We start from the raw sequence: 20,602 nt of genomic DNA on the forward strand, positions 1-20,602 counted from the left end.
GCATGAGTGAGATGTTAGAAAAGGCTAGAAAATATGAAGAAGAACAAGGGAAGCAGATAAAAGCAGAAGACAGACCGGCTTTTCATGTGAGTCCATATGTCGGATGGATGAATGACCCGAATGGTTTTTCATACTATCAGGGAGAGTACCATCTTTTTTATCAGTATTATCCATATGATACACACTGGAACAGTATGCATTGGGGGCATGTGGTTAGTAAAGATTTACTGCATTGGGAATTTCTTCCAGCAGCTCTTGCACCAGATGAAGAATACGATAAGGTTGGATGTTTTTCGGGAAGTGCAATAGAGTTGGATGACGGTAGACAATTGCTTATGTATACAGCTGTAGATCATGAAACATTAGAAGATGGAAGTAAAAGAGATATACAGACACAGGCGGTAGCTGTCGGAGACGGAAGAGATTATGTGAAATACGAGAAGAATCCGGTTTTAACAGAAAAGAATCTTCCGGAAGGTGCAAGTAAAGTAGATTTCCGTGATCCAAAAATCTGGAAAGGAAAAGATGGAAACTTCTATTGTGTGATTGGAAGCAGACCGGCAGATGGAAGCGGTCAGATTCTTCTTTACAGAAGTGAGAATGGATTTGACTGGGAATTTGTCAGCATCCTTGCAGAAAATAAGAAACGTTTTGGAAAAATGTGGGAATGTCCGGATTTCTTTGAACTGGATGGAAAACACATTCTCCTGACAAGTCCGCAGGATATGTTGCCGGAAGGCTTGGAATATCATAACGGAAACGGCACTTTATGTATCATAGGAGAAATGGACAAGGATACATATACCTTAAAAGAGCAGTTCGCTCAGTCTGTGGATTATGGAATTGATTTTTATGCAATGCAGACGGTGAAAGCACCGGACGGACGCAGAATTATGATTGGCTGGATGCAGAACTGGGACACATTGGCTCATCGTGATAATGATTCGAAGTGGTTTGCACAAATGAGTTTGCCGAGAGAATTGTCTGTGAAAAACGGAAGACTTTATCAAACTCCAATCAAAGAACTCGATGCACTGCGCAAAAACAGAGTTGAGTACAACGATGTAGTAATAGATAATGATACGATCACATTAGATCGCGTCGAAGGACGAACCATCGATATGGAACTTGTGATACGTCCGGAAGATAAAGAAAATATGTATAAGAAATTTGGATTACGCTTTGCGAAGAATGAGAAGTTTTATACAGAACTGAGCTTCCGTCCTGATGAGTCTGTACTGAAAATTGATAGAAAATTTTCAGGAACCGAAAGAGCGTTGGTTCATCAGAGAAGATGTCTGGTAAATGGAGATGCCAATGAATTAAAACTCCGTGTGATTTTAGACAGATTCAGCGCAGAGATATTTATTAATGATGGCGAGCAGGTTATGTCTGTAGTTATATTTACAGAACAAGAGGCAAAAGGAATTTCGTTCTTTGCTGATGGTGCAGCTAAAATCGATGTAGTGAAATATGATCTGATTTAGAAAATACATGATTGAACTTACATTGAGATTGAAAATGCATGGATAATGATAGGGGGATTCCTGGAATGGGAATCTCCTTTGTAGTATAGGAGCATAGTATCGATGATAGAAGAAATGTAGTCGTTTTATGACGGCAGAATGGAGAAAGTGATGAAGAAATATGATGTAGTGGCATTAGGAGAATTATTAATTGATTTTACAGAAAATGGAAAAAGTGCTCAGGGAAACCCACTTTTTGAAGCAAATCCGGGAGGCGCTCCGTGCAATGTACTTGCAATGTTGACAAAACTTGGACGTAAGACAGCATTTATCGGAAAAGTTGGGGAAGACTTTTTTGGAAAACAGTTGAGAGATGCGATAACAGAAGTTAGGATTGATGCTTCTGGATTATGCACAGACAAGGAAATCCATACAACACTGGCGATGGTGCATACTTATCCGGATGGGGACAGAGATTTTTCATTTTATCGAAATCCGGGAGCAGATATGATGCTGAATAAAGAAGAAATTTGTGAAGAACTTATCAAAGAAACAAAAATCTTCCATTTCGGAACATTATCTATGACACATGAAGGGGTACGTGAAGCAACAAAAGAGGCAATTCGCATCGCAGAAGAGTCCGGTGCACTTATTTCCTTTGATCCGAACTTACGTCCTCCGCTTTGGAATTCTTTGGATGAGGCAAAGGAACAGGTGTTATATGGATTAGCACATTGTCAGATTTTGAAAATTTCAGACAATGAGATTCAGTGGCTGACTGGTGAAGAAGATTATACTGAGGGTGTGAACTGGATTAGAGAAAGATATCAGATTCCGCTAATTCTTGTATCTATGGGAAAAGAAGGAAGCCGTGCATATTATAACGGAATTATGGTAGAGGTAAAACCATTCCTTCAGAAAGATACAATTGAGACGACAGGGGCAGGAGATACATTCTGTGGTTGTGTATTACATTATATCTGTGAACATGGAATGGAAGGCTTAGAAGAAAATCTGAAAGAAATGCTGACGTTTGCAAATGCGGCAGCATCTGTGATCACAACAAGAAAAGGTGCACTGCGCGTAATGCCGACAAGAGATGAAATCCAGAATCTGCTGGACGAACGGATGTAATATTCAAGTCGAAAGCAAAACCACCAGTGGTCTGGTGGCTGAAAAGTCATTTATATGGTTTCGTGGGAGGCAATCCTGCGGAACCATTTTTGTGGAAATTCAAAAACAAACAAAATACCAAGTACAATTGCAACGGCAATTTTTAAGGTTAGAAATCCGCGGGCAGAAGCTTTGGCAAGCTGGTCTGTCACTGCATAGTAGGCGGTCCAATAGATGCCGGCTCCTGGAACCAGCGGGAAAATGCCGGCAATCAAAAAGACTGTTACCGGACAATGGCGATGAACTGCACTGAGGCGGGAGAGGAAAACGACAAGAACGGTCGCAAAAAAGGTAGAAGCGAAAAGTCCGCATCCAGAAAGAAGCAATTTATAACAAAGCCATCCACATCCGCCGATTATACCGCAGTTTACATAATATTGTTTTGGTACTTGAAAAAGCAGGGCAAACGCCATTGTACCAACAGCAGCGTTAAGAAATTCAAAAAATAAATGCATAGACATAACGCAAAGGTCTCCTTTGTAAATATAAGTGTTGTGTGTCATAATGATTAAATTTAAGGAAGAAGCATACTGCCGACAATCTGGTGATATCCGATTATAATAAGTCCTACTCCCATGGCAATGCTGAAAGTAACAAGAAGAGCATCCAGCATTCGAACAGCTCCGGCGATATAATCTTGGTCTGCAATGTCGCGGATACCATTTGTAAAGGCAACACCGGGAACCAATGGGATAATAGCACCGATGATAATCTCATTTAAATGATGTCCAAGCCCCATTTGGTAAATGAGTACGGCGATTAAAGTTACGACCATACCGCCGGAAATATTTGTTGCGATTTTTGAGAGGCGTCCTTTTACAAGACATAATAAATAGACATATAAAAGCAGTCCGGCTATAAAAGAAACGATACTATCAATAGCATCACCGCCAAACAGATAGCAAAAGCATCCACTTCCGATACCGGAAGCAAGAATCTGGCACCATTTGGCCTTTGCCGGTGTTTTCTGGATTGCCTGGAGCTTCTGATATGCTTCAGTGGGACTGTAAATACCCTGCTCAATTTCGCGTGATAATTGGTTGACGGCTGTAACGCGATCTAATCGTGTCGCACTCAGAGGAATATGTCTTACCCAGGCAAAGTTCTGATCAGAATTACTGTCAGCAGTGAGAAAGAATCCACTGCTTAAGACAAAAGGATCACAAGATTCAATACCATAGGCACGGGCAATTCTGTTAATTGTCTCTTCTACACGAGAAATCTCAGCACCGCTTTCCAGCAGGATATCGCCTGCAAGAGCGGCTGTGTTCAATGCCATTCGATTGTCTTCTTTTTCAAAAGTTTCCAAAATAAATTTCCCCCAGTTATTCTTGTTTTACAAAAAAGCGGATACAAAACGAAAATAGAATCCGAAGTGTATCCGCATCTTTTAAGATTATAGCACATTTTTTACAATTAATCCTGAAATAATTTCATTCCCATCCAACCCTTCATATGTCGGAGCATTTCATCATCAGGATCGAACAAGACAGTACAGAGGGTCTGATTCAATGTAATGATGATAGCATATGTGTTGGCATTTGCATTTCCAGAAGAGAAATCATAGCGTTTTGTTGTGTGGTAAGAGTCCAGTCTGTGAGAGTTTTTCGGCGCTATAATTTCTGCATGCTGAATATCAATAGAAAGCTTGTCTTTTCTATTTGCTTTGCTGTAAATTGCTGCAATATCGAGTTCGTGGTTTAACAAGTCATATTCATATTCCACATTAAAACGAGGAAAGATAAAATAATAGGCAAGAACAGCATATAAAGCAGCTAACATAAATGCAAAAAATCCTAAAAACGGAAATCCAAAGAGGATAAGAATCAGGATTGGGAGAAAGGAAAGTACACGTAAAAGTGCAGTCTTTCCGGTTGGTTTACAAGTTACCAGTTGTTCATAATAAGTGTCATTCATGTTAAGAATTCCTTTCTGAATATAAATAATTTATAACCATACTTGCAAGCTTGAAGGTCATAGCATCTTCAAATTTGCGAAGGTCGAGACCTGTCTTTTTCTCTACCTGGTCAAGTCGGTAAATAAGAGTATTGCGGTGCATATGTAATTGTCTGGAAGTCTCGGCAATATTCAGGTTGTTTTGAAGAAATCTGGTAATTGTTATATCTGTTTCGTTATCAAATGAATCAGGAATATCATCACCAAATACTTCATGTAAAAATCCCTCGCAGATTGAAATTGGAAGCTGGTATAGCAAGCGTCCGACTCCAAGCCGGTTATACGGAAATACTGTTTGTTCTGAATAAAATAAATTTCCAACCTTTAAAGCGAGATAGGCACTTTTATAAGCTTCTGAGCATTCCGTAAGGGAATAAAAGCATCCGCTGTAAGCCACCTGGATAAAAGAGAGAGCCTCCATATTCAGTGTATCGACAATCGTACGTGCAATCTGTAAAAAATCGTTTTCTGTTTCCGAATCCTTCACAGGACGAAGGACGACCATGCTGGATTCAGTTAAAGGAACCAGATAAGAGTGCGTCTGTGGTGGAAACAGATTCTTTAAAATCTCCGGAATTATTTCATCTAGAGGACCTTTGGTCTTTAATAAAAACAGAATGCGTCGTTCCTCAAGATTGATATGCAGTCGAGAAGCTCTTTCTAAAATATCATATATCGGAATCGTTCCGGTTACAAGCCCCTGTAAAAAATAGGTCTTGTTATATTTTTCCTGATAAGCATTACAAAGACAACGTATCTGTGTGAGTGCCTGAATTTCCTCTTCTTCTGTATCAGCTTTTACATCCAGGGTGATGCCTGTAAGCTGTCTGAGATTTTTTAATGCATGTTCAAGTTCTGTGCTATGTTTCATGAAAGCCTCCGTTTATATCTCACTAAGTGTTGCAGATAAAGAGACAAAGGGAGGAGTTGTACAAAAGTACAACCCCTCTCTTATATGTAACCTCGTAATCGCTTGATTCTTTGTGATTACAGGGCGAACTCTTTCTTTTATAATAAACTACTAGTTTGTAATCGTCAACTCAGTATCTTTGTCGAAAAGGTGAATCTTTTCCATATCAAGAGCGAAGATTGCATCATCTCCTGTTCTCAGAGTTGTACGTGGATTAACACGTGCTGTCATCTGAGTTCCTTCTAAGTCGAAATACAAGAATACTTCTGCACCAAGCAATTCATAAACTTTGATCTTAGATTTGATCACGCTGTCAGGAGAGTTGCTGATAAATGCCTGTGAATCATGTACATCTTCAGGACGAATACCAAGAACAACAGTTTTTCCATCATAACCGCCATCGATCAGAGCCTGTTTTTTAGATGCAGGAACTTTTAATACATGCTCACCTACTGTTAATGTAACATCATTTCCATTTACATTAACAAGTGCATCCATGAAGTTCATCTGAGGTGATCCGATGAATCCGGCAACGAACTGGTTACATGGTGAATTGTAAAGGTTCTGAGGAGTATCTACCTGCTGAACAATTCCGTCTTTCATAACAACGATTCTTGTACCAAGTGTCATAGCCTCTGTCTGGTCATGTGTAACGTAGATGATCGTAGCACCTAAATTCTCATGCAGTTTGGAAATCTCGATACGCATCTGAACTCTCAGCTTAGCATCCAAGTTTGAAAGAGGCTCATCCATAAGGAATACCTTAGGATTACGAACGATAGCACGTCCCATAGCAACACGCTGTCTCTGTCCACCGGAAAGAGCTTTTGGTTTACGGTCAAGCAGTTTTTCAAGGTCAAGGATTCTTGCAGCCTCGCGAACTTTTTTATCAATCTCATCTTTTGGAACTTTACGAAGTTTCAAACCGAAAGCCATGTTGTCATATACTGTCATATGTGGGTACAGAGCATAGTTCTGGAATACCATTGCGATATCACGGTCTTTAGGCTCTACATCGTTCATTTTCTTTCCGTCAATTTCAAGAACACCACCGGAAATGTCTTCCAGACCTGCGATCATACGAAGTGTAGTAGATTTACCACATCCTGATGGTCCTACGAAAATGATGAATTCTTTATCTTCGATTTCAAGATTGAAATCTTTTACTGCGTGAAATCCGTTTGGATATATTTTTTCAATTCCTCTTAATGATAAACTTGCCATTTGAAATAGCCTCCTTAAAAATATAGTAATGAGTGTTAAAAGTTTTTGTTTTGTTCTGAGATAAGTATACAAATAAAGCGGGAAATGAACAATGTAACGAGTAACCAAAAAAATAAGAGATGGATGTACATTTTAACCATAAGGAGAAATTGAATGTCCGGATGCAGTAATATTTGACGGAAAGATAAGAATCCGTTACAATGAGCCTTAGAACACCTTATTTTAAGTGTTCAGAGTAAGGTAGAAAAGAGGATGAATGATTATGGCAAATCCAATCGTAACATTTGAGATGGAGAATGGAGACATTATGAAAGCAGAACTGTATCCGGAGATCGCTCCTAATACAGTGAATAACTTTGTATCATTAGTTCAGAAAGGATTCTATGATGGACTGATCTTCCATCGTGTTATCCGTGGATTTATGATCCAGGGAGGATGCCCGAACGGAACAGGTATGGGTGGTCCGGGATATTCAATCAAAGGAGAATTTTCACAGAACGGATTCGAGAATAATCTGAAACATGATCCGGGAGTGCTTTCTATGGCACGCGCAATGCATCCGGATTCAGCAGGATCACAGTTCTTCATCATGCATGAGAAATCACCACATCTGGATGGCGCTTATGCAGCATTTGGTAAGATCACAGAAGGAATGGATATTGTAAATAAGATTGCTGAGACAGCAACAGATTACAGTGACCGTCCACTGGAAGAACAGAAGATGAAGAAGGTTACAGTTGAGACATTCGGCGAAGAATTTCAGGAGCCAGAAAGAGCTTAAGTAAAGTATCAAAGATAAGAAGAGCTGCCGTTTCTATGATGAGAGTTGTAGAACGGGAGCTTTTTTTCGTCTCTTTTCGGAGAATGCTTTACAAAAAAGCCTTCATATTTTAGAATAAGGAACATGAATGTTTACTGATTGCCTTTTGCAGGTAAACAATAAGCATATGTGCCATATAAGGTAAATAAATAATGGAGGTTATGGCCTTATGGAGATGATACAGGCAGAAGAGCTTGTTTATGAATATGAAAAACGAGATGATGAGGGAAATGTAGTCGGAATGCATCGAGCTGTAGATGGTGTGGATATAGATGTCAGACCTGGACAGTTTGTTGCGATTCTTGGACATAATGGCTCTGGAAAATCTACACTCGCAAAGCATATGAATGCAATTCTTGTTCCTACAGGAGGAACGATGTGGGTGAACGGGCGTGATACAAAGGATCCGAATGAGCTGATGAATGTACGTCAATCAGCCGGGATGGTATTTCAGAATCCGGATAACCAGATTATTGGAACTGTCGTAGAAGAGGATGTCGGATTTGGACCGGAGAATTTAGGTGTTCCGACGGATGAGATATGGAAGCGAGTAGAAGACAGTCTCAGGGCTGTAGGTATGTTAGAATATCGTAAAAATTCACCAAATAAATTATCAGGCGGACAGAAACAACGTGTGGCAATTGCAGGTGTAATCGCGATGGAACCACAGTGTATTGTGCTGGATGAACCAACAGCCATGTTAGACCCGAATGGAAGAAAAGAAGTGCTTCGTACAGTGCATGAACTTCGTAAAAGAAAAAATGTAACAGTTATCTTAATTACACATTATATGGAAGAAGTAGTAGATGCAGACTGGGTATATGTAATGGATAGCGGACATGTGGTGATGCGTGGAACACCGAGACAGATTTTTAGTCAGGTCGATGAATTGAAAAAATATCACCTTGATGTGCCACAGGTTACGATGCTTGCAGAGGAACTTCGAAAGAGAGGAATGGATATTCCAAAGGGAATACTGCATCGTGAAGAACTGGTAGAGTATATTATGAAAGCACAGAAAAAAGACGCATAGAAATGGAGAAACCAATGTCAATAAAACTGGAACATATAAATTATATTTACAATCCAGGTGATGCATATGAAAGACATGCATTGAAGGATATTAATTTGGAAATCCCACAGGGACAGTTTGTAGGAATTATCGGACATACGGGTTCAGGAAAATCTACATTAATCCAGCATTTAAACGGATTGATCAAAGCAACTTCAGGACAGCTATATTATGAGGGTAAAAACATTTATGAAGCCGGTTATAATATGCGAACGCTTAGAACACAGGTCGGACTTGTATTTCAGTATCCAGAGCACCAGTTGTTTGAAGTAGATGTACTGACAGATGTTTGTTTTGGACCTAAAAATCAGGGGCTATCAGAAGAAGATTGTATGAAGCGTGCAAAGGAAGCACTGGAGCTTGTACAATTTCCTGAAAAATATTATCGTCAATCACCGTTTGAATTGTCGGGAGGACAAAAGCGAAGAGTGGCGATTGCCGGAGTTCTGGCTATGAAACCGAAAGTTCTTGTGCTGGATGAACCAACCGCAGGACTGGACCCGCAGGGACGGGATGATATCCTGGATCAGATAGCAAGACTTCATAAAGAAACAGATATGACAGTAATTCTGGTATCTCATAGTATGGAAGATATTGCCCGTTATGTGGACAGAATTATCGTAATGAATCATGGAGAGAAGATGTTTGATGGGGAGCCGAAAGCTGTATTTGCACATTATAAAGAGTTGGAACAGATTGGACTTGCAGCTCCGCAGGTGACGTATATTATGCATGACTTAAAAGAAAGAGGGCTGGATGTGCGTACAGATGCCACAACAGTCGAAGAGGCAGCAGACGAGATAATGAGGTGTTACCATGATTAGAGATATTACAATAGGACAGTATTACCCTGCACAAAGTCCGGTTCATCGACTGGATCCAAGGGTGAAGATTATTTGTACGCTGATATTTTTAGTATCGTTGTTTGTACAGAATAGTCTGCTTGGTTATGCAGTTGCAACCATATTTTTAATGATTGTAATCAAAGCAAGCCAAGTTCCGCTCAAATTTATGCTCAAAGGCTTGAAGGCAATCGTTATTTTATTGTTATTTACGGTTGTGATGAATTTATTTTTGACAAAAGGCGGAGAGACACTGGTACATTTCTGGATTTTTACAATTACAGAACAAGGGCTTAGAGTGTCCGTGTTTATGGCAATCCGTTTGATTTATCTGATTGTCGGTTCTTCACTTATGACACTGACGACAACACCAAATTCCTTGACAGATGGGATTGAAAGCGTATTAAAACCGCTTAATAAAATAAATGTTCCGGTTCATGAGATTGCGATGATGATGTCAATTGCACTTCGTTTTATTCCAATCCTTTTGGAAGAGACAGATAAGATCATGAAGGCACAGATCGCCCGTGGTGCGGATTTGGAGAGTGGAAATATTATTCAGAAAACAAAAGCAATGGTTCCGATTTTAGTGCCGTTGTTTGTTTCTGCATTTAGAAGAGCAAATGACCTTGCCATGGCAATGGAATCAAGATGCTACTGCGGTGGTGAAGGCAGAACGAAGATGAAACCACTGGTTTATGAAAAAAGAGATTATCTGGCATATACATTTTCAGTTTTTTATCTTGTGGTTGTTATCATTGTGGGACATTTCATTCCATTTAAAGTATGGATCTTTTAAAAATGGAGTATAAGTAGTGAGAAGAATAAAATTAACAGTTGCCTATGACGGCACCGATTATTGTGGCTGGCAGATACAGCCAAACGGAATTACGATTGAAGAGGTATTGAACAAAAAACTGTCAAAACTGACAGGAGAAAACATTGTCATCATTGGTGCAAGCCGGACCGATTCAGGGGTGCATGCGATGGGAAATGTGGCGGTGTTTGATACTAAATCGCCGATTCCGCCGGACCGGTTTTCTTATGCGTTAAATCAAAAACTTCCGGATGATATCGTGATAGTAAAATCAGAAGAAGTACCATCCGACTGGCATCCGAGATATCAGGACCATATTGTGAAAACGTATGAATATCATATTTTAAATACAGAAGTTCCAGATCCTACAAAGAGACATAACACATATTTTGTTTCTTATAAGCTGGACGTTGCGAAAATGCGTGAAGCGGCAGAATATTTGCTTGGCGAACATGATTTTGCAAGCTTTTGCAATATTAGGACGAATGTGGAAGATACGGTCAGAACAATTTACGAATTGGAAGTTTTGGAATCAGAATGTACATATGCAAGAAACGGGCATGCAGCCGGAAGAGAGTTGACAATCCGAATTAAGGGAAATGGTTTTCTCTATAATATGGTTAGGATTATTGTCGGGACGCTTCTGCGTGTTGGACGTGGGTTCTATACGCCAGAGCAGGTGAAAGAGATCCTGGAGGCGAAAGACCGACAGGCAGCAGGTGTGACAGCACCGCCGCAGGGACTGATGCTGATGCAGATTGAATATCAAGATATCTTATTAACAAAAAAGTGACACTTATCAACATAAAGTTTCTTGAGATAAAGAAGCAGATATTCTACAGTAAATGGGACTATTCTTTTTTCACAGCCCCTTTTGATGATGACTTATATACTAAATTATTGGAAGAAAAAGTAAATGGAAAAGAAAATTGAAAAAATTTTCCATTTTTATATTTGGCTAAATTGTTTTCACAACAAACAAGAGCGATAGATTGAAATTCGAAGTAAAAGAAGTTTCAATTTATCGTTCTATTTTTATATGTAAAACCAATATGGTTTGAAAAAAAGTAAAAAAATAATATATTTTCTGAAAAATAAAGCAAACAAGGAATAATAAACAAAAAAGAAAATGTTTTTCTGTGAAGAGTTACTAAAAAGAAAATATTTTCCAAAAAAGTATTGATTTATATTTTTTTGATGATATGATGAAGATAAATCAAATAAAGACGAACCCTAAAAAACGAAAAAAATGCAAATGAGGAGGTAACAAAAATGAGACCAGAAGAACTGAAAAAAGCACTAGAGGGAATTTGTGCAATTGCTGTAACACCTATGACAGAGGATCGTAAGGTGGATTATGGAAAAGTAAAAAATCACATTCGTTTCTTAATTAATAAAGGAATCAACCGTGATAATAATTGCACATTAGTTGTAGGTGGAAGTACAGGCGAGTGTGGCGCACTTACAATTGCTGAGAGAAAGAAATTAATTGAAACAGCAGTAGAAGAAGCCGGTGAAGAACTTCCGATTATTGCTGGATGTAATCACAGTAATATTGAAGACGTAAAAGATTTAATGGCACATGCAGAACAGGCTGGTGCAGCTGGTGTTATGGTTTTATCACCTTATTATTATGTACCTACAGATGAAGCTGTTTTACGTTTCTATAAGGAAATTTCAAAAGCAGCAAACATCGGAATTCTTCTTTATAACAATCTGGAGGTTACACATAAAGATGTACCAGTTGAAGTTATGGAACAGCTTGTAGGTGCATCCAATGTGGTTGGTATTAAAGAATGTACACCAAACTTTGCAAAAATGGAAAAAGTTGCACGTAAGCTTGGCGATAAGATTACTGTTATCAATGGACATGGGGAATTTCTTGAGCCGTTTGCAGCAGTAGCAGGAACAAAGGGATTTATCTCAAGTACCTCTAACTTTGCTCCGGAAATTGCTGTTGAGATGTGGAAGGCAAGAAGTGCTGGCGATTATGTAAAAGCAAAACAGATTCGCGATAGACTGACACCTTATCTTGATCTGGCAGCAGCTGAGAGTGCTACAGGAGGAGAACCGGTTGTGCTTGCAATTCTGAAACGAGCAGCAACATTAGTTGGATCTGATTGTGGTCCTGGACGTATCCCACTTCCAGATATCAGTGAAGAACTTGATGCTAAGATTAAAGCAATGTTAAAAGAAGTTGGTCTGGTTTAAATAAAAAATAAATTACGAAATCTAGGAGACCAAAGTGTCTCCTAGAAACAAGAGGGAAAGGAGGAACATTTGTGAAGAAAAGAGTATTGGCAATTTTGCTTTGTGCAGCAATGACGATGTCGATGGTAGCTTGTGGTGGTGAATCAAAAAAGGAGGAAACCACTTCAGAAAAAGGAGGAGCAAAGGAAATTTCTGTTTTAAGATTAGGAGATATTGCAAAAGCAGAACCTATTTTTGCTCCAATTATGGAAAGTTATGAGGAAGCAAATCCAGATATAACTGTAAAGTTTGATGCAATGGCATGGGCAGAGGCAACTACAAAACTAAAACTTCTTGGGGCACAAGGAGATTTGCCGGATGTAACCTTTGTTAATATTCAGAATGGTTGGGATCTTGCAGAGTCAGGATATTTGACTGATTTATCGGAGTTGTTTGCTTCTGACTCCTCTTTGTCAGCAGATATTCCACAATCAATTATTGATGTTGCTTCGACAGAAGATGGAAAACTCTACTGGATTCCTTCTGCGACAGGTGCTTTTGGGTTATGGTACAATAAAGAGTATTTTGAACAGGCCGGACTTGATCCAAATTCACCACCTGAAACCGTTGAAGAAATGATATCAATGGCAAAAACAATCACGGAGAAGACTGGTATCCCAGGACTTGGATGGGGGATTACTGCAACAGAAGATTTTGCAAATATTACAGAAAGTTTTTATTCAAGTTATACTGGCGTAGATATTTGGAGTGATGGAGATAAAAAGTTTACTTTTGAAGATAATGAAGAGAATCGAGCGTTGTTTGTAGAAGTGTTAAATGAATTTGCAGCAATTACAAATGATTATGGTATTACACAGGCAAATTCGATTGAGCAGAATCCGTTTGGAATTAGAACATTGTTCAGAGATGGTGAAGTTGCGATGTATCTGGATGGTGTTTGGGCAGTTAAGGAGTTAAAAGAGGAACTTGACAAAGGGAAAGAAAGCAAGTTTAATACTGCATTGTTCCCGGCTGGACCAGCAGGATCTCATCCGATTCTTGGATGTGATGGATGGTCGATTCCAGAAGCATGTGAAGATAAAGAAGATGCTTGGAAAATGGTGCAGCATTTAATGTCAAACGAAAATCAGACAAGACATGCTACAGAGTGGGGACTATTACCAATTCTAGAATCAGAAAAGGAAATGGATGAATTTTCAGGAGAATATTGGAATGCGTTGGTAGAGCAATTAGATACTGTTTCAGCACGTCCAAAGGATAAGAATGTTGCGATGATAGAACAGGCAATTGCAGATGGTGCTCAGGCAGCAGCAACGAGAAAAATGACAGCAGATAAAGCTATTGATTTTATGATTGAGACAGTACATTCAAACTATGTAGAATGATAAAAATGAGGCTGTGCCATAAACTGGTTTTTATCAGCTTATGACCAGCTCTATTTTTATCTCATAGAATATTGAAAGGTGGTAGTTTTAGTTTATGAAACTGAAAAGAAAAAGAAAAGCTCTGCCTTATATATTTTTAATACCTGCAATTTTTATTATTTTTGCGATTTTTGCAATTCCCCTTGTAAATTTACTTTGGTATTCTTTTGCAAAAGTAGATTTGATTGGCCAATTTCAGCGGTGGGCGGGTCTGGATAATTATAAGTATTTATTCACATCAGCATTTGCTGCGACATTGGGAAGAACAATGATCTGGGTTGTTTGTGGTATTGCGGGTATATTTGTGGTTGGAACGACACTTGCACTTGCGTTGAATAAACCAATTCCGGGCAGAGGGATATTTAGAACAATTGTAATTATTCCATGGGTTATTCCGCATGTGTTTGCAGGAACAATGTGGAGTTGGGTGTTAAATTCTACAAATGGGATTGTGAATACAGTACTTTTGGATTTGGGGTTGGTTAGTACGCCAGTCAGCTTTTTGGGCGCTGATTTAGCCCTGGCGACGGTAATATTCATTCGAATATGGAAAGGTGTTCCGTTTCTTGTAATGAGTTTATTATCCGCGTTGCAGACAATACCATCAGAAGTTGAAGAAGCAGCAAAACTTGACGGTGCTTTGGGATGGAAATATTTCGTATATATAACACTCCCACTGTTAAAACCTGTAATGGTTATGAGTGGAACGATTCTAATGGCTTGGTCGTTTACAATCTTTGATTTGGTGTATGTAATTACTGCAGGTGGTCCGTTGAATGTAACAGAACTGCTTAGTATTACAATTTACAAGAAGGCATTTATTAATGGTGATATGGGTGGTGCAGCGGCAATAGCAATATTTACAATGTTATTTGTATCTATTATTGCATTTTTCCTTATGAAACATAATGCAAAGGAGGACAAGTAATGAAGAAAAACAGACGGAATGAAAAAATTAGGAATTATATTGTACGGTATTTTTTCATTATTGTATGGGTTATTATTGCTTTGCTTCCAATATACTCTGCATTGATGACATCATTAACGCCATTTGCAAAGCTGGGAGAACGCATGTTGTATCCGGAGTATTTTCATTGGGAAAACTACATAGAAGTTGCAACACAAACTCCGTTGTGGGAATACTTAAAAGCTTCAATTATTTATGCATTAGGAACGAGCTTTTTTACAATTATTATTTCGATTTTGGCAGCGTATGCACTTTCCAGATTTCAATTTCGGTTTAAAGTGGCATTTATGATGGTTATTGTTGCGATTCAAGTTATTCCACAAATTGTAATTGTGACTCCATTATATGGTCTTTCAAATTCTATGGGATTATATGACACATATCTAATTGTAGTTTTAGCGATGGTTGCATCAGCGATTGCAAATCCAATTTTGTTACTAAAAGGATTTTTTGATAGCATCTCTGTTACATTGGAAGAAGCAGCGGCTGTGGATGGATGTACACGATTTCAAGCATTGGTGAAGATAATATTACCAGTTTCTTTACCTGCATTAACAACAGCATTTGCACTTTCATTTTTTTCCGGGTGGGATGCATATTTGTATCCAATGATACTTACTTCATCACCAGGAAAAGTATCTATGACTGTAGGTCTCTCGAGAATGAAGGATATTGTCACACCATGGAATTGGATTATGGCAGGAACAATAATTGCAATTATCCCGCCAATATTAATTTACTTGATTGCACAGAAATATTTGGTGGGCGGATTAACCGCAGGTAGTGACAAATAGAGAAAGGATGTGCTGTATGGGGGGTTGATTTTCCGTTGGAAAAATTAAAAAAGTACTATGGGGAAATCCTAGACCGGTGGATTTCGAGGAATACTGGAAATCTGCTTTAGATGAAATGCACGGAATAGATCCAAAGGTAGAATTTGTTCAATCAGATTTTCAGACAGGATATGTTGAATGTTGGGATATGAATTGCCCACCGTCTTCGCAGTTTGCAATCTACAACAAAATAAAATCGAAGAAACAACATATTATTTATCCGGATTTTCAACATGAAAATATTCCGGACTTTGAGGATAAGACATATCAATTTTTAAGCAAACTATAAAACAGGAGGTGCAAAATATGAGTGAAGTTTTAAAAATTGGGGTAAGCAGATTTGTTTATGGTGAAGGTGTTATAGACACATTGCCGGACGAAATCAAAAGGTATGGGGCAAAGGCATTTCTGATTGGTGGAAAAACAACGCTTCCTATGATTCGTGAGAAAATCGGAGCAAAAGCAGAATCAGAAGGTGTGGAAGCAGATTGGAATCTGATGGACGAACCTAACTCAGTAGATTTTGCAAAAAGGCTTTCTGCAAAAGCAACTGTTCAGAAAGCAGATGTGATAGTGGCAATTGGTGGAGGAAAATGTATGGATCTGAGTAAGGTCGTTTCAGATATGGCAAAACTTCCGTTGATTACTGTGCCAACATCTGTTGCAACTTGTGCAGGCTCTTCAGCGGTCAGTATTATGTATACGAAAGATACAGGAAGTTATGATTGCTCTATTCCGAAAGAGAAAGAAGTCGATTCTGTGATTGCAGATATTGATATTATCGGAGATTCACCAAAGAGATTGTTTGCGTCAGGAATTTTAGATTCGATTGCTAAATTGCCGGAGATAGTGAATGGAAGAGCAGATATGACATATCCCGGAGTATCTGTCTTCAAGAAAATGGCATATATGAATTCTACGTTTATTTATGACTTTTTGACAAAATATGGAGTTGAAGTATATGAAAATCCAAAGAAGGATCCGATCCTTCTAAGAGATTTGGTACTTGTGAATCTGATAATTACATCTATGGTAAGCGGATTTTCAAGCGGTTCTGATCAGCTTGCGATAGCACATGGTTTGTATGACGGTACAAGAAAATTTTTTCCAATCGAATCAAAAGAATCATTGCATGGGGAAATCGTAGCAGTTGGTGTTCTGATGCAGATGCGTTTTAACAAAGATCCAGAAGAAGAATATCAGAAAGTATATCATATGATGAAAGCGATGAATATGCCGACAAAGCTAAGTGAACTTGGAGTAGAGCCGACAGAGGAAAATATTGCGAAGTTAAAAGAATATAATATTATGAAAAACAATATGACCGCAGCAGAAGATTTGAAACAGTTGGATATTGCATTTGAGGAAATCATCTGATAAAAGCCGACAGCAGTGAGGCAGAAAGGAAGGCGCAGATGGACGAAAGAATATTAGACACTATTAGAGGTGGATTGATCGTATCGTGCCAGGCATTGGAAAATGAACCATTGCACAGTTCCTATATTATGCAGAGGATGGCGGTGGCTGCTATGTACGGAGGTGCTGTTGGCATTCGTGCAAATTCCGTTTCGGATATTTTGGAAATTCGAAAAGAGGTAAAGCTTCCAGTAATTGGAATTATAAAAAGGGTATATGATGATTCTGATGTGTATATCACGCCATCAATGAAAGAGGTAGACGAATTGATGACGGTTCGTCCGGAGATTATTGCATTGGATGCAACAAAGAGGATGAGACCAGGAAAGAGAAGCTTAGAAGATTTCTTTGCTGAAGTAAGAGCAAAATATCCAGAGCAGATTTTTATGGCAGATTGTTCCACTTTGGAAGAGGGACTAAATGCTGCGAAAATCGGGTTTGACATTTTAGGAACTACTTTATCTGGTTATACATCTTATTCAAAAGGAAGTGAACTTCCTAATATGGAGTTGATTCAACAGTTAGTGGAAAGTGGAGAAAAACCGGTAATTGCAGAAGGTGGTATCTGGACACCGGAGCAACTGAAACATATTTTGGGTACTGGTGTATTAGCAGCTGTGGTAGGAACGGCAATTACGAGGCCGATGGAAATTACAAAAAGATTCGTGAATGCGATAGAGTAAAATAGAAATATTTGACGAAAATTTTCGAAAATATTGGACTGTATCGTAAATAGGAGTTAAAATGAAATTAGTAGTACTAGATATTGGCGGAACTTCTATAAAATATGCGAAATATGAAGATGGAATACTAAAGAATTTTTCGGAACGTTCGACAGATGCAAAAAAAAGTGGGGCATATGTGGTACAGAATGCTGTCGAGATTATCCAATCATTAAAACCGTTTGACGGAATTGGAATCAGTACAGCGGGACAGGTGGATTCTGCCAGCGGCTGTATCCGTTATGCAAATGAAAATATACCAGGATATACCGGTATGAAAATAAGAGAAATTCTGGAAAATGAGTTTGGGGTTCCAACAGCAGTAGAAAATGATGTGAATGCTGCAGCTCTCGGAGAAGGATACTTCGGTGCGGCGAAAGGAATGTCGGAATATCTATGTCTGACATATGGAACCGGAGTTGGAGGCGCCGTTGTAATCGACGGAAAGATATTTAAAGGATTTGCAGGATCAGCAGGAGAGTTTGGGAGCATGATCATTCATGGAGAGGAAGTTCGTCAGGGCGTTCGGATCAGTGGATGCTATGAAGATTATGCATCAACAAGTGCTCTTGTTCGAAGAGTTTCAAAAGAGGCAGTACAAGTTGCAAACGGCAGAGAGGTGTTTGAACATATTGATATGCCGGAAGTGAAGAGGGTAGTAGATGATTGGATACAGGAGATAGCACATGGACTGGTAACGTTGATTCATGTTTTTAATCCAAGAAGCGTGATTATTGGTGGTGGTGTTATGGTACAGGAATATGTTGCTGAATCAGTACGAACTGTTGTAAGTGAGCGAATTATGCCGAGTTTCAGAGATGTAGAGATTTCGGTGGCGAGTCTTGGAAATAAGGCCGGGCTTTGGGGAGCAGTTTATATTGCAGAACAGAAACTGAAAATACCGGAAACTACAATTCTGTAAGCTCAGAAGGGAGGATTATGAATCAAGATAATTTTATAACACAGATACGTTTGGAGTATCAGTATTTGACAAAGGCAGAAAAAAAGGTAGCAGATTACATTTTAGAGAATGCACAGGAGGTACTTTTTATGTCCATTACAGATCTTGCGGCAGCCTGCAAGGTCGGAGAGACGACTGTGTTTCGATTTTGTAAAAGTATGAAGTTACAAGGTTATCAGGAATTCAGAATCCAGTTATCTTTAAGTATGCAGAACGAAGAAGAAAAAAGTGAACAAGAGACATTAAACGGAAATATTGGAATGGAAGATTCTTTTTCGATGATGGTTCAAAAATTATTAAATTCAAATATGAGTGTATTGATGGAAACGAATGCACTGCTTAACGAAGATACTATTGAGGCATTAGTCGATAAGATGATAAGTGCAAAACGGATTTTCTTCTTCGGTGTTGGTGCAAGTCAGGTGATGGCGATGTCTTTCACAAATAAGTTCTTGCGTATTTCCAACAAGGTGTACTGCTTTACAGATTCACATATGCAGACGATGGTGGCATCTACACTCGAGCCAGATGATGTTGCAATTGTGGTGTCCTATTCAGGATCCACAAAGGATTCTCTTCTTTTTGCAAAACTGGCGAAGAGCAAAGGAGCGTATGTAGCAGGAATTACCAAACATAAAAAGTCACCACTGACGAATTATGTTGATGTTGTTCTGCTTTGTGGTGCGAATGAAGGACCACTGCAAGGTGGCTCAACGACAGCAGTAATGAGTCAGATGTTTATTATGGATGTGCTATACATAGAATTTTATCGTAAGACATACGATGATAGTTACGAAAACAATCAAAAAACATCTCAGTCAATTATCGATAAGATGTATTAGATCGATTGGGAAAAGAGCAAAAGATACCTCAGGCATAGACAAACATATGGTGAGGTGTTTTTTGTATACCCAAAAAGCAGGTAAAAGTGTAGTGTAGGAGGAAAAACATGAAAATTCTTGTTTGTATTAAGCAGGTTCCGGGAACAACAATGGTTGAAGTGGATGAGGAAACCGGAGTTTTGAAACGGGATGGAGTAGAATCAAAAATGAATCCGTTTGATTTGTTTGCGATTGAACAAGCATTATCACTTCGGGAGATGTATGGAGGAAACGTTGATGTGATTTCTATGGGGCCCGGGCAGGCCGCAGCAGTGTTAAAAGAGGCAGTTTATATGGGGGCTGACAAAGGAATTCTAATCAGTGATCGCAGTTTTGCAGGGGCCGATGTTGTTGCAACGAGTTATACGTTAAGCCAAGGAGTTCAAAAGGCAGGTCAATATGATTTGATTATCTGCGGAAAACAGACAACAGATGGGGATACTGCACAAGTTGGACCAGAGATGGCAGAATGTCTGCATATGGTGCATGTGGCAAATGTAGAACAAGTAGTTGCAGTAGAGAAAAATGATATTATTGTTTTAGAAAATCAAGAGAATTACCAAAGAGAACTACGGTTGGCAATGCCGTGTCTTTTGACAATTGAGAAGGATGCGAATACTCCGAGACTTCCATCATATAAAAGAAAATTGGAAAAAAGAGAATTGGAAATAGAGACAATTACACTTGCTGATTTCGCAGATAAGGATAAAAAGCATTATGGTTTGGCGGGGTCTCCAACTCAGGTAGAACGCATTTTTCCACCGGAAAAAAATATGTCGAGTCAACGTTATGAAGGTGATGCGTCAGAATTAGGGAATGTATTGTTTGGATTACTTCATGAGAAAAAATTTGTGTAAGAATTTGTTGGGGCTACGCATTTATTGCGTTGAACATAACGAAATGTGAT

22 protein-coding genes are annotated in these 20,602 nt (G+C 38.9%); 17 read left to right on the plus strand and 5 right to left on the minus strand.

Going from position 1 to position 20,602, the window contains the following annotated elements; translation table 11 throughout:
• The first annotated feature begins 2 nt into the window (after positions 1-2).
• Both H8S40_RS02865 and H8S40_RS02870 read left to right on the plus strand, forming a co-directional pair.
• Positions 3-1,487, plus strand: coding sequence for a glycoside hydrolase family 32 protein (locus H8S40_RS02865; protein WP_118724976.1), 1,485 nt, complete (start codon positions 3-5; stop codon positions 1,485-1,487).
• Between the two features lie 150 nt (positions 1,488-1,637).
• The gene (locus tag H8S40_RS02870; RefSeq protein WP_118724975.1) at positions 1,638-2,600 is read left to right on the plus strand and encodes a carbohydrate kinase family protein; all 963 of its coding nucleotides are present in this window, start codon (positions 1,638-1,640) and stop codon (positions 2,598-2,600) included.
• 50 nt (positions 2,601-2,650) lie between these two features.
• On the opposite strand, the gene H8S40_RS02875 is transcribed toward H8S40_RS02870, so the two are convergent.
• From H8S40_RS02875 to H8S40_RS02895, 5 genes are all read right to left on the minus strand, one after another.
• A complete protein-coding gene (locus H8S40_RS02875; RefSeq protein WP_243238169.1) occupies positions 2,651-3,100 on the minus strand; it encodes a threonine/serine exporter family protein in 450 nt (149 codons plus the stop codon).
• 53 nt (positions 3,101-3,153) lie between these two features.
• Positions 3,154-3,948: a threonine/serine exporter family protein gene (locus H8S40_RS02880; protein WP_022074633.1), complete on the minus strand. Its 795-nt coding sequence runs from the start codon at positions 3,946-3,948 to the stop codon at positions 3,154-3,156.
• 107 nt (positions 3,949-4,055) lie between these two features.
• The gene (locus tag H8S40_RS02885) at positions 4,056-4,556 is read right to left on the minus strand and encodes a DUF6106 family protein (RefSeq protein WP_118724974.1); all 501 of its coding nucleotides are present in this window, start codon (positions 4,554-4,556) and stop codon (positions 4,056-4,058) included.
• A 1-nt stretch (position 4,557) separates the two neighbouring features.
• Positions 4,558-5,466: a PucR family transcriptional regulator gene (locus H8S40_RS02890; RefSeq protein WP_118724973.1), complete on the minus strand. Its 909-nt coding sequence runs from the start codon at positions 5,464-5,466 to the stop codon at positions 4,558-4,560.
• A 150-nt stretch (positions 5,467-5,616) separates the two neighbouring features.
• Complete coding sequence (locus tag H8S40_RS02895; protein WP_118724972.1) at positions 5,617-6,729, minus strand: ABC transporter ATP-binding protein; 1,113 nt, start codon at positions 6,727-6,729, stop codon at positions 5,617-5,619.
• 262 nt (positions 6,730-6,991) lie between these two features.
• On the opposite strand from H8S40_RS02895, the gene H8S40_RS02900 reads away from it, so the two are divergent.
• The 15 genes from H8S40_RS02900 to H8S40_RS02970 all read left to right on the plus strand — a co-directional run bounded on the left by H8S40_RS02900 (position 6,992) and on the right by H8S40_RS02970 (position 20,552).
• The gene (locus H8S40_RS02900; protein ID WP_118724971.1) at positions 6,992-7,510 is read left to right on the plus strand and encodes a peptidylprolyl isomerase; all 519 of its coding nucleotides are present in this window, start codon (positions 6,992-6,994) and stop codon (positions 7,508-7,510) included.
• A 208-nt stretch (positions 7,511-7,718) separates the two neighbouring features.
• Positions 7,719-8,582, plus strand: coding sequence for an energy-coupling factor transporter ATPase (locus tag H8S40_RS02905; RefSeq protein WP_118724970.1), 864 nt, complete (start codon positions 7,719-7,721; stop codon positions 8,580-8,582).
• Between the two features lie 14 nt (positions 8,583-8,596).
• Positions 8,597-9,445 (plus strand): energy-coupling factor transporter ATPase, encoded by an 849-nt coding sequence (locus H8S40_RS02910; RefSeq protein ID WP_117990923.1) that lies wholly within the window; start codon positions 8,597-8,599, stop codon positions 9,443-9,445.
• Positions 9,438-10,262: an energy-coupling factor transporter transmembrane component T family protein gene (locus tag H8S40_RS02915; RefSeq protein WP_117990926.1), complete on the plus strand. Its 825-nt coding sequence runs from the start codon at positions 9,438-9,440 to the stop codon at positions 10,260-10,262. Before H8S40_RS02910 ends, H8S40_RS02915 begins: the two co-directional genes overlap by 8 nt.
• A 16-nt stretch (positions 10,263-10,278) precedes the next feature.
• On the plus strand, positions 10,279-11,073 hold the full coding sequence (gene truA, locus H8S40_RS02920; protein WP_186864509.1) for a tRNA pseudouridine(38-40) synthase TruA: 795 nt from the start codon (positions 10,279-10,281) through the stop codon (positions 11,071-11,073).
• A gap of 479 nt (positions 11,074-11,552) precedes the next feature.
• Positions 11,553-12,491, plus strand: coding sequence for a dihydrodipicolinate synthase family protein (locus tag H8S40_RS02925; protein WP_118724967.1), 939 nt, complete (start codon positions 11,553-11,555; stop codon positions 12,489-12,491).
• Between the two features lie 71 nt (positions 12,492-12,562).
• Entirely contained in the window at positions 12,563-13,876 is a 1,314-nt protein-coding gene (locus H8S40_RS02930) for an ABC transporter substrate-binding protein (RefSeq protein WP_118724966.1), read from the plus strand.
• Between the two features lie 94 nt (positions 13,877-13,970).
• Complete coding sequence (locus H8S40_RS02935) at positions 13,971-14,843, plus strand: carbohydrate ABC transporter permease (RefSeq protein ID WP_118724965.1); 873 nt, start codon at positions 13,971-13,973, stop codon at positions 14,841-14,843.
• Entirely contained in the window at positions 14,843-15,676 is an 834-nt protein-coding gene (locus H8S40_RS02940) for a carbohydrate ABC transporter permease (protein ID WP_186864510.1), read from the plus strand. Before H8S40_RS02935 ends, H8S40_RS02940 begins: the two co-directional genes overlap by 1 nt.
• Before the next feature lie 43 nt (positions 15,677-15,719).
• Positions 15,720-16,004, plus strand: coding sequence for an acetylxylan esterase (locus H8S40_RS16420; RefSeq protein ID WP_118724963.1), 285 nt, complete (start codon positions 15,720-15,722; stop codon positions 16,002-16,004).
• A 17-nt stretch (positions 16,005-16,021) separates the two neighbouring features.
• Positions 16,022-17,092 (plus strand): iron-containing alcohol dehydrogenase, encoded by a 1,071-nt coding sequence (locus tag H8S40_RS02950; protein ID WP_022074645.1) that lies wholly within the window; start codon positions 16,022-16,024, stop codon positions 17,090-17,092.
• Positions 17,093-17,130: 38 nt separating this feature from the next.
• A complete protein-coding gene (locus tag H8S40_RS02955) occupies positions 17,131-17,814 on the plus strand; it encodes an N-acetylmannosamine-6-phosphate 2-epimerase (protein ID WP_022074646.1) in 684 nt (227 codons plus the stop codon).
• A 61-nt stretch (positions 17,815-17,875) separates the two neighbouring features.
• Positions 17,876-18,775, plus strand: a complete 900-nt coding sequence (locus H8S40_RS02960; protein ID WP_186864512.1) for an ROK family protein — start codon at positions 17,876-17,878, stop codon at positions 18,773-18,775.
• A 17-nt stretch (positions 18,776-18,792) separates the two neighbouring features.
• Positions 18,793-19,656, plus strand: coding sequence for a MurR/RpiR family transcriptional regulator (locus H8S40_RS02965; protein ID WP_118724961.1), 864 nt, complete (start codon positions 18,793-18,795; stop codon positions 19,654-19,656).
• A gap of 107 nt (positions 19,657-19,763) precedes the next feature.
• Positions 19,764-20,552: an electron transfer flavoprotein subunit beta/FixA family protein gene (locus tag H8S40_RS02970; RefSeq protein ID WP_118724960.1), complete on the plus strand. Its 789-nt coding sequence runs from the start codon at positions 19,764-19,766 to the stop codon at positions 20,550-20,552.
• Positions 20,553-20,602 lie beyond the last annotated feature (50 nt).

Origin of the sequence: Ruminococcus hominis, assembly GCF_014287355.1 — a bacterium.
GTDB lineage: Bacteria > Bacillota > Clostridia > Lachnospirales > Lachnospiraceae > Schaedlerella > Schaedlerella hominis.

Bases quoted from the DNA above. Each gene is read 5' to 3' on its own strand.
- H8S40_RS02865 (WP_118724976.1), top strand. From the start codon at position 3: ATGAGTGAGATGTTAGAAAAGGCTAGAAAATATGAAGAAGAACAAGGG.
- H8S40_RS02870 (WP_118724975.1), top strand. From the start codon at position 1,638: ATGAAGAAATATGATGTAGTGGCATTAGGAGAATTATTAATTGATTTT.
- H8S40_RS02875 (WP_243238169.1), bottom strand. From the start codon at position 3,100: ATGTCTATGCATTTATTTTTTGAATTTCTTAACGCTGCTGTTGGTACA.
- H8S40_RS02885 (WP_118724974.1), bottom strand. From the start codon at position 4,556: ATGAATGACACTTATTATGAACAACTGGTAACTTGTAAACCAACCGGA.
- H8S40_RS02890 (WP_118724973.1), bottom strand. From the start codon at position 5,466: ATGAAACATAGCACAGAACTTGAACATGCATTAAAAAATCTCAGACAG.
- H8S40_RS02895 (WP_118724972.1), bottom strand. From the start codon at position 6,729: ATGGCAAGTTTATCATTAAGAGGAATTGAAAAAATATATCCAAACGGA.
- H8S40_RS02900 (WP_118724971.1), top strand. From the start codon at position 6,992: ATGGCAAATCCAATCGTAACATTTGAGATGGAGAATGGAGACATTATG.
- H8S40_RS02905 (WP_118724970.1), top strand. From the start codon at position 7,719: ATGGAGATGATACAGGCAGAAGAGCTTGTTTATGAATATGAAAAACGA.
- H8S40_RS02910 (WP_117990923.1), top strand. From the start codon at position 8,597: ATGTCAATAAAACTGGAACATATAAATTATATTTACAATCCAGGTGAT.
- H8S40_RS02915 (WP_117990926.1), top strand. From the start codon at position 9,438: ATGATTAGAGATATTACAATAGGACAGTATTACCCTGCACAAAGTCCG.
- H8S40_RS02925 (WP_118724967.1), top strand. From the start codon at position 11,553: ATGAGACCAGAAGAACTGAAAAAAGCACTAGAGGGAATTTGTGCAATT.
- H8S40_RS02935 (WP_118724965.1), top strand. From the start codon at position 13,971: ATGAAACTGAAAAGAAAAAGAAAAGCTCTGCCTTATATATTTTTAATA.
- H8S40_RS02940 (WP_186864510.1), top strand. From the start codon at position 14,843: ATGAAGAAAAACAGACGGAATGAAAAAATTAGGAATTATATTGTACGG.
- H8S40_RS02950 (WP_022074645.1), top strand. From the start codon at position 16,022: ATGAGTGAAGTTTTAAAAATTGGGGTAAGCAGATTTGTTTATGGTGAA.
- H8S40_RS02955 (WP_022074646.1), top strand. From the start codon at position 17,131: ATGGACGAAAGAATATTAGACACTATTAGAGGTGGATTGATCGTATCG.
- H8S40_RS02960 (WP_186864512.1), top strand. From the start codon at position 17,876: ATGAAATTAGTAGTACTAGATATTGGCGGAACTTCTATAAAATATGCG.
- H8S40_RS02965 (WP_118724961.1), top strand. From the start codon at position 18,793: ATGAATCAAGATAATTTTATAACACAGATACGTTTGGAGTATCAGTAT.
- H8S40_RS02970 (WP_118724960.1), top strand. From the start codon at position 19,764: ATGAAAATTCTTGTTTGTATTAAGCAGGTTCCGGGAACAACAATGGTT.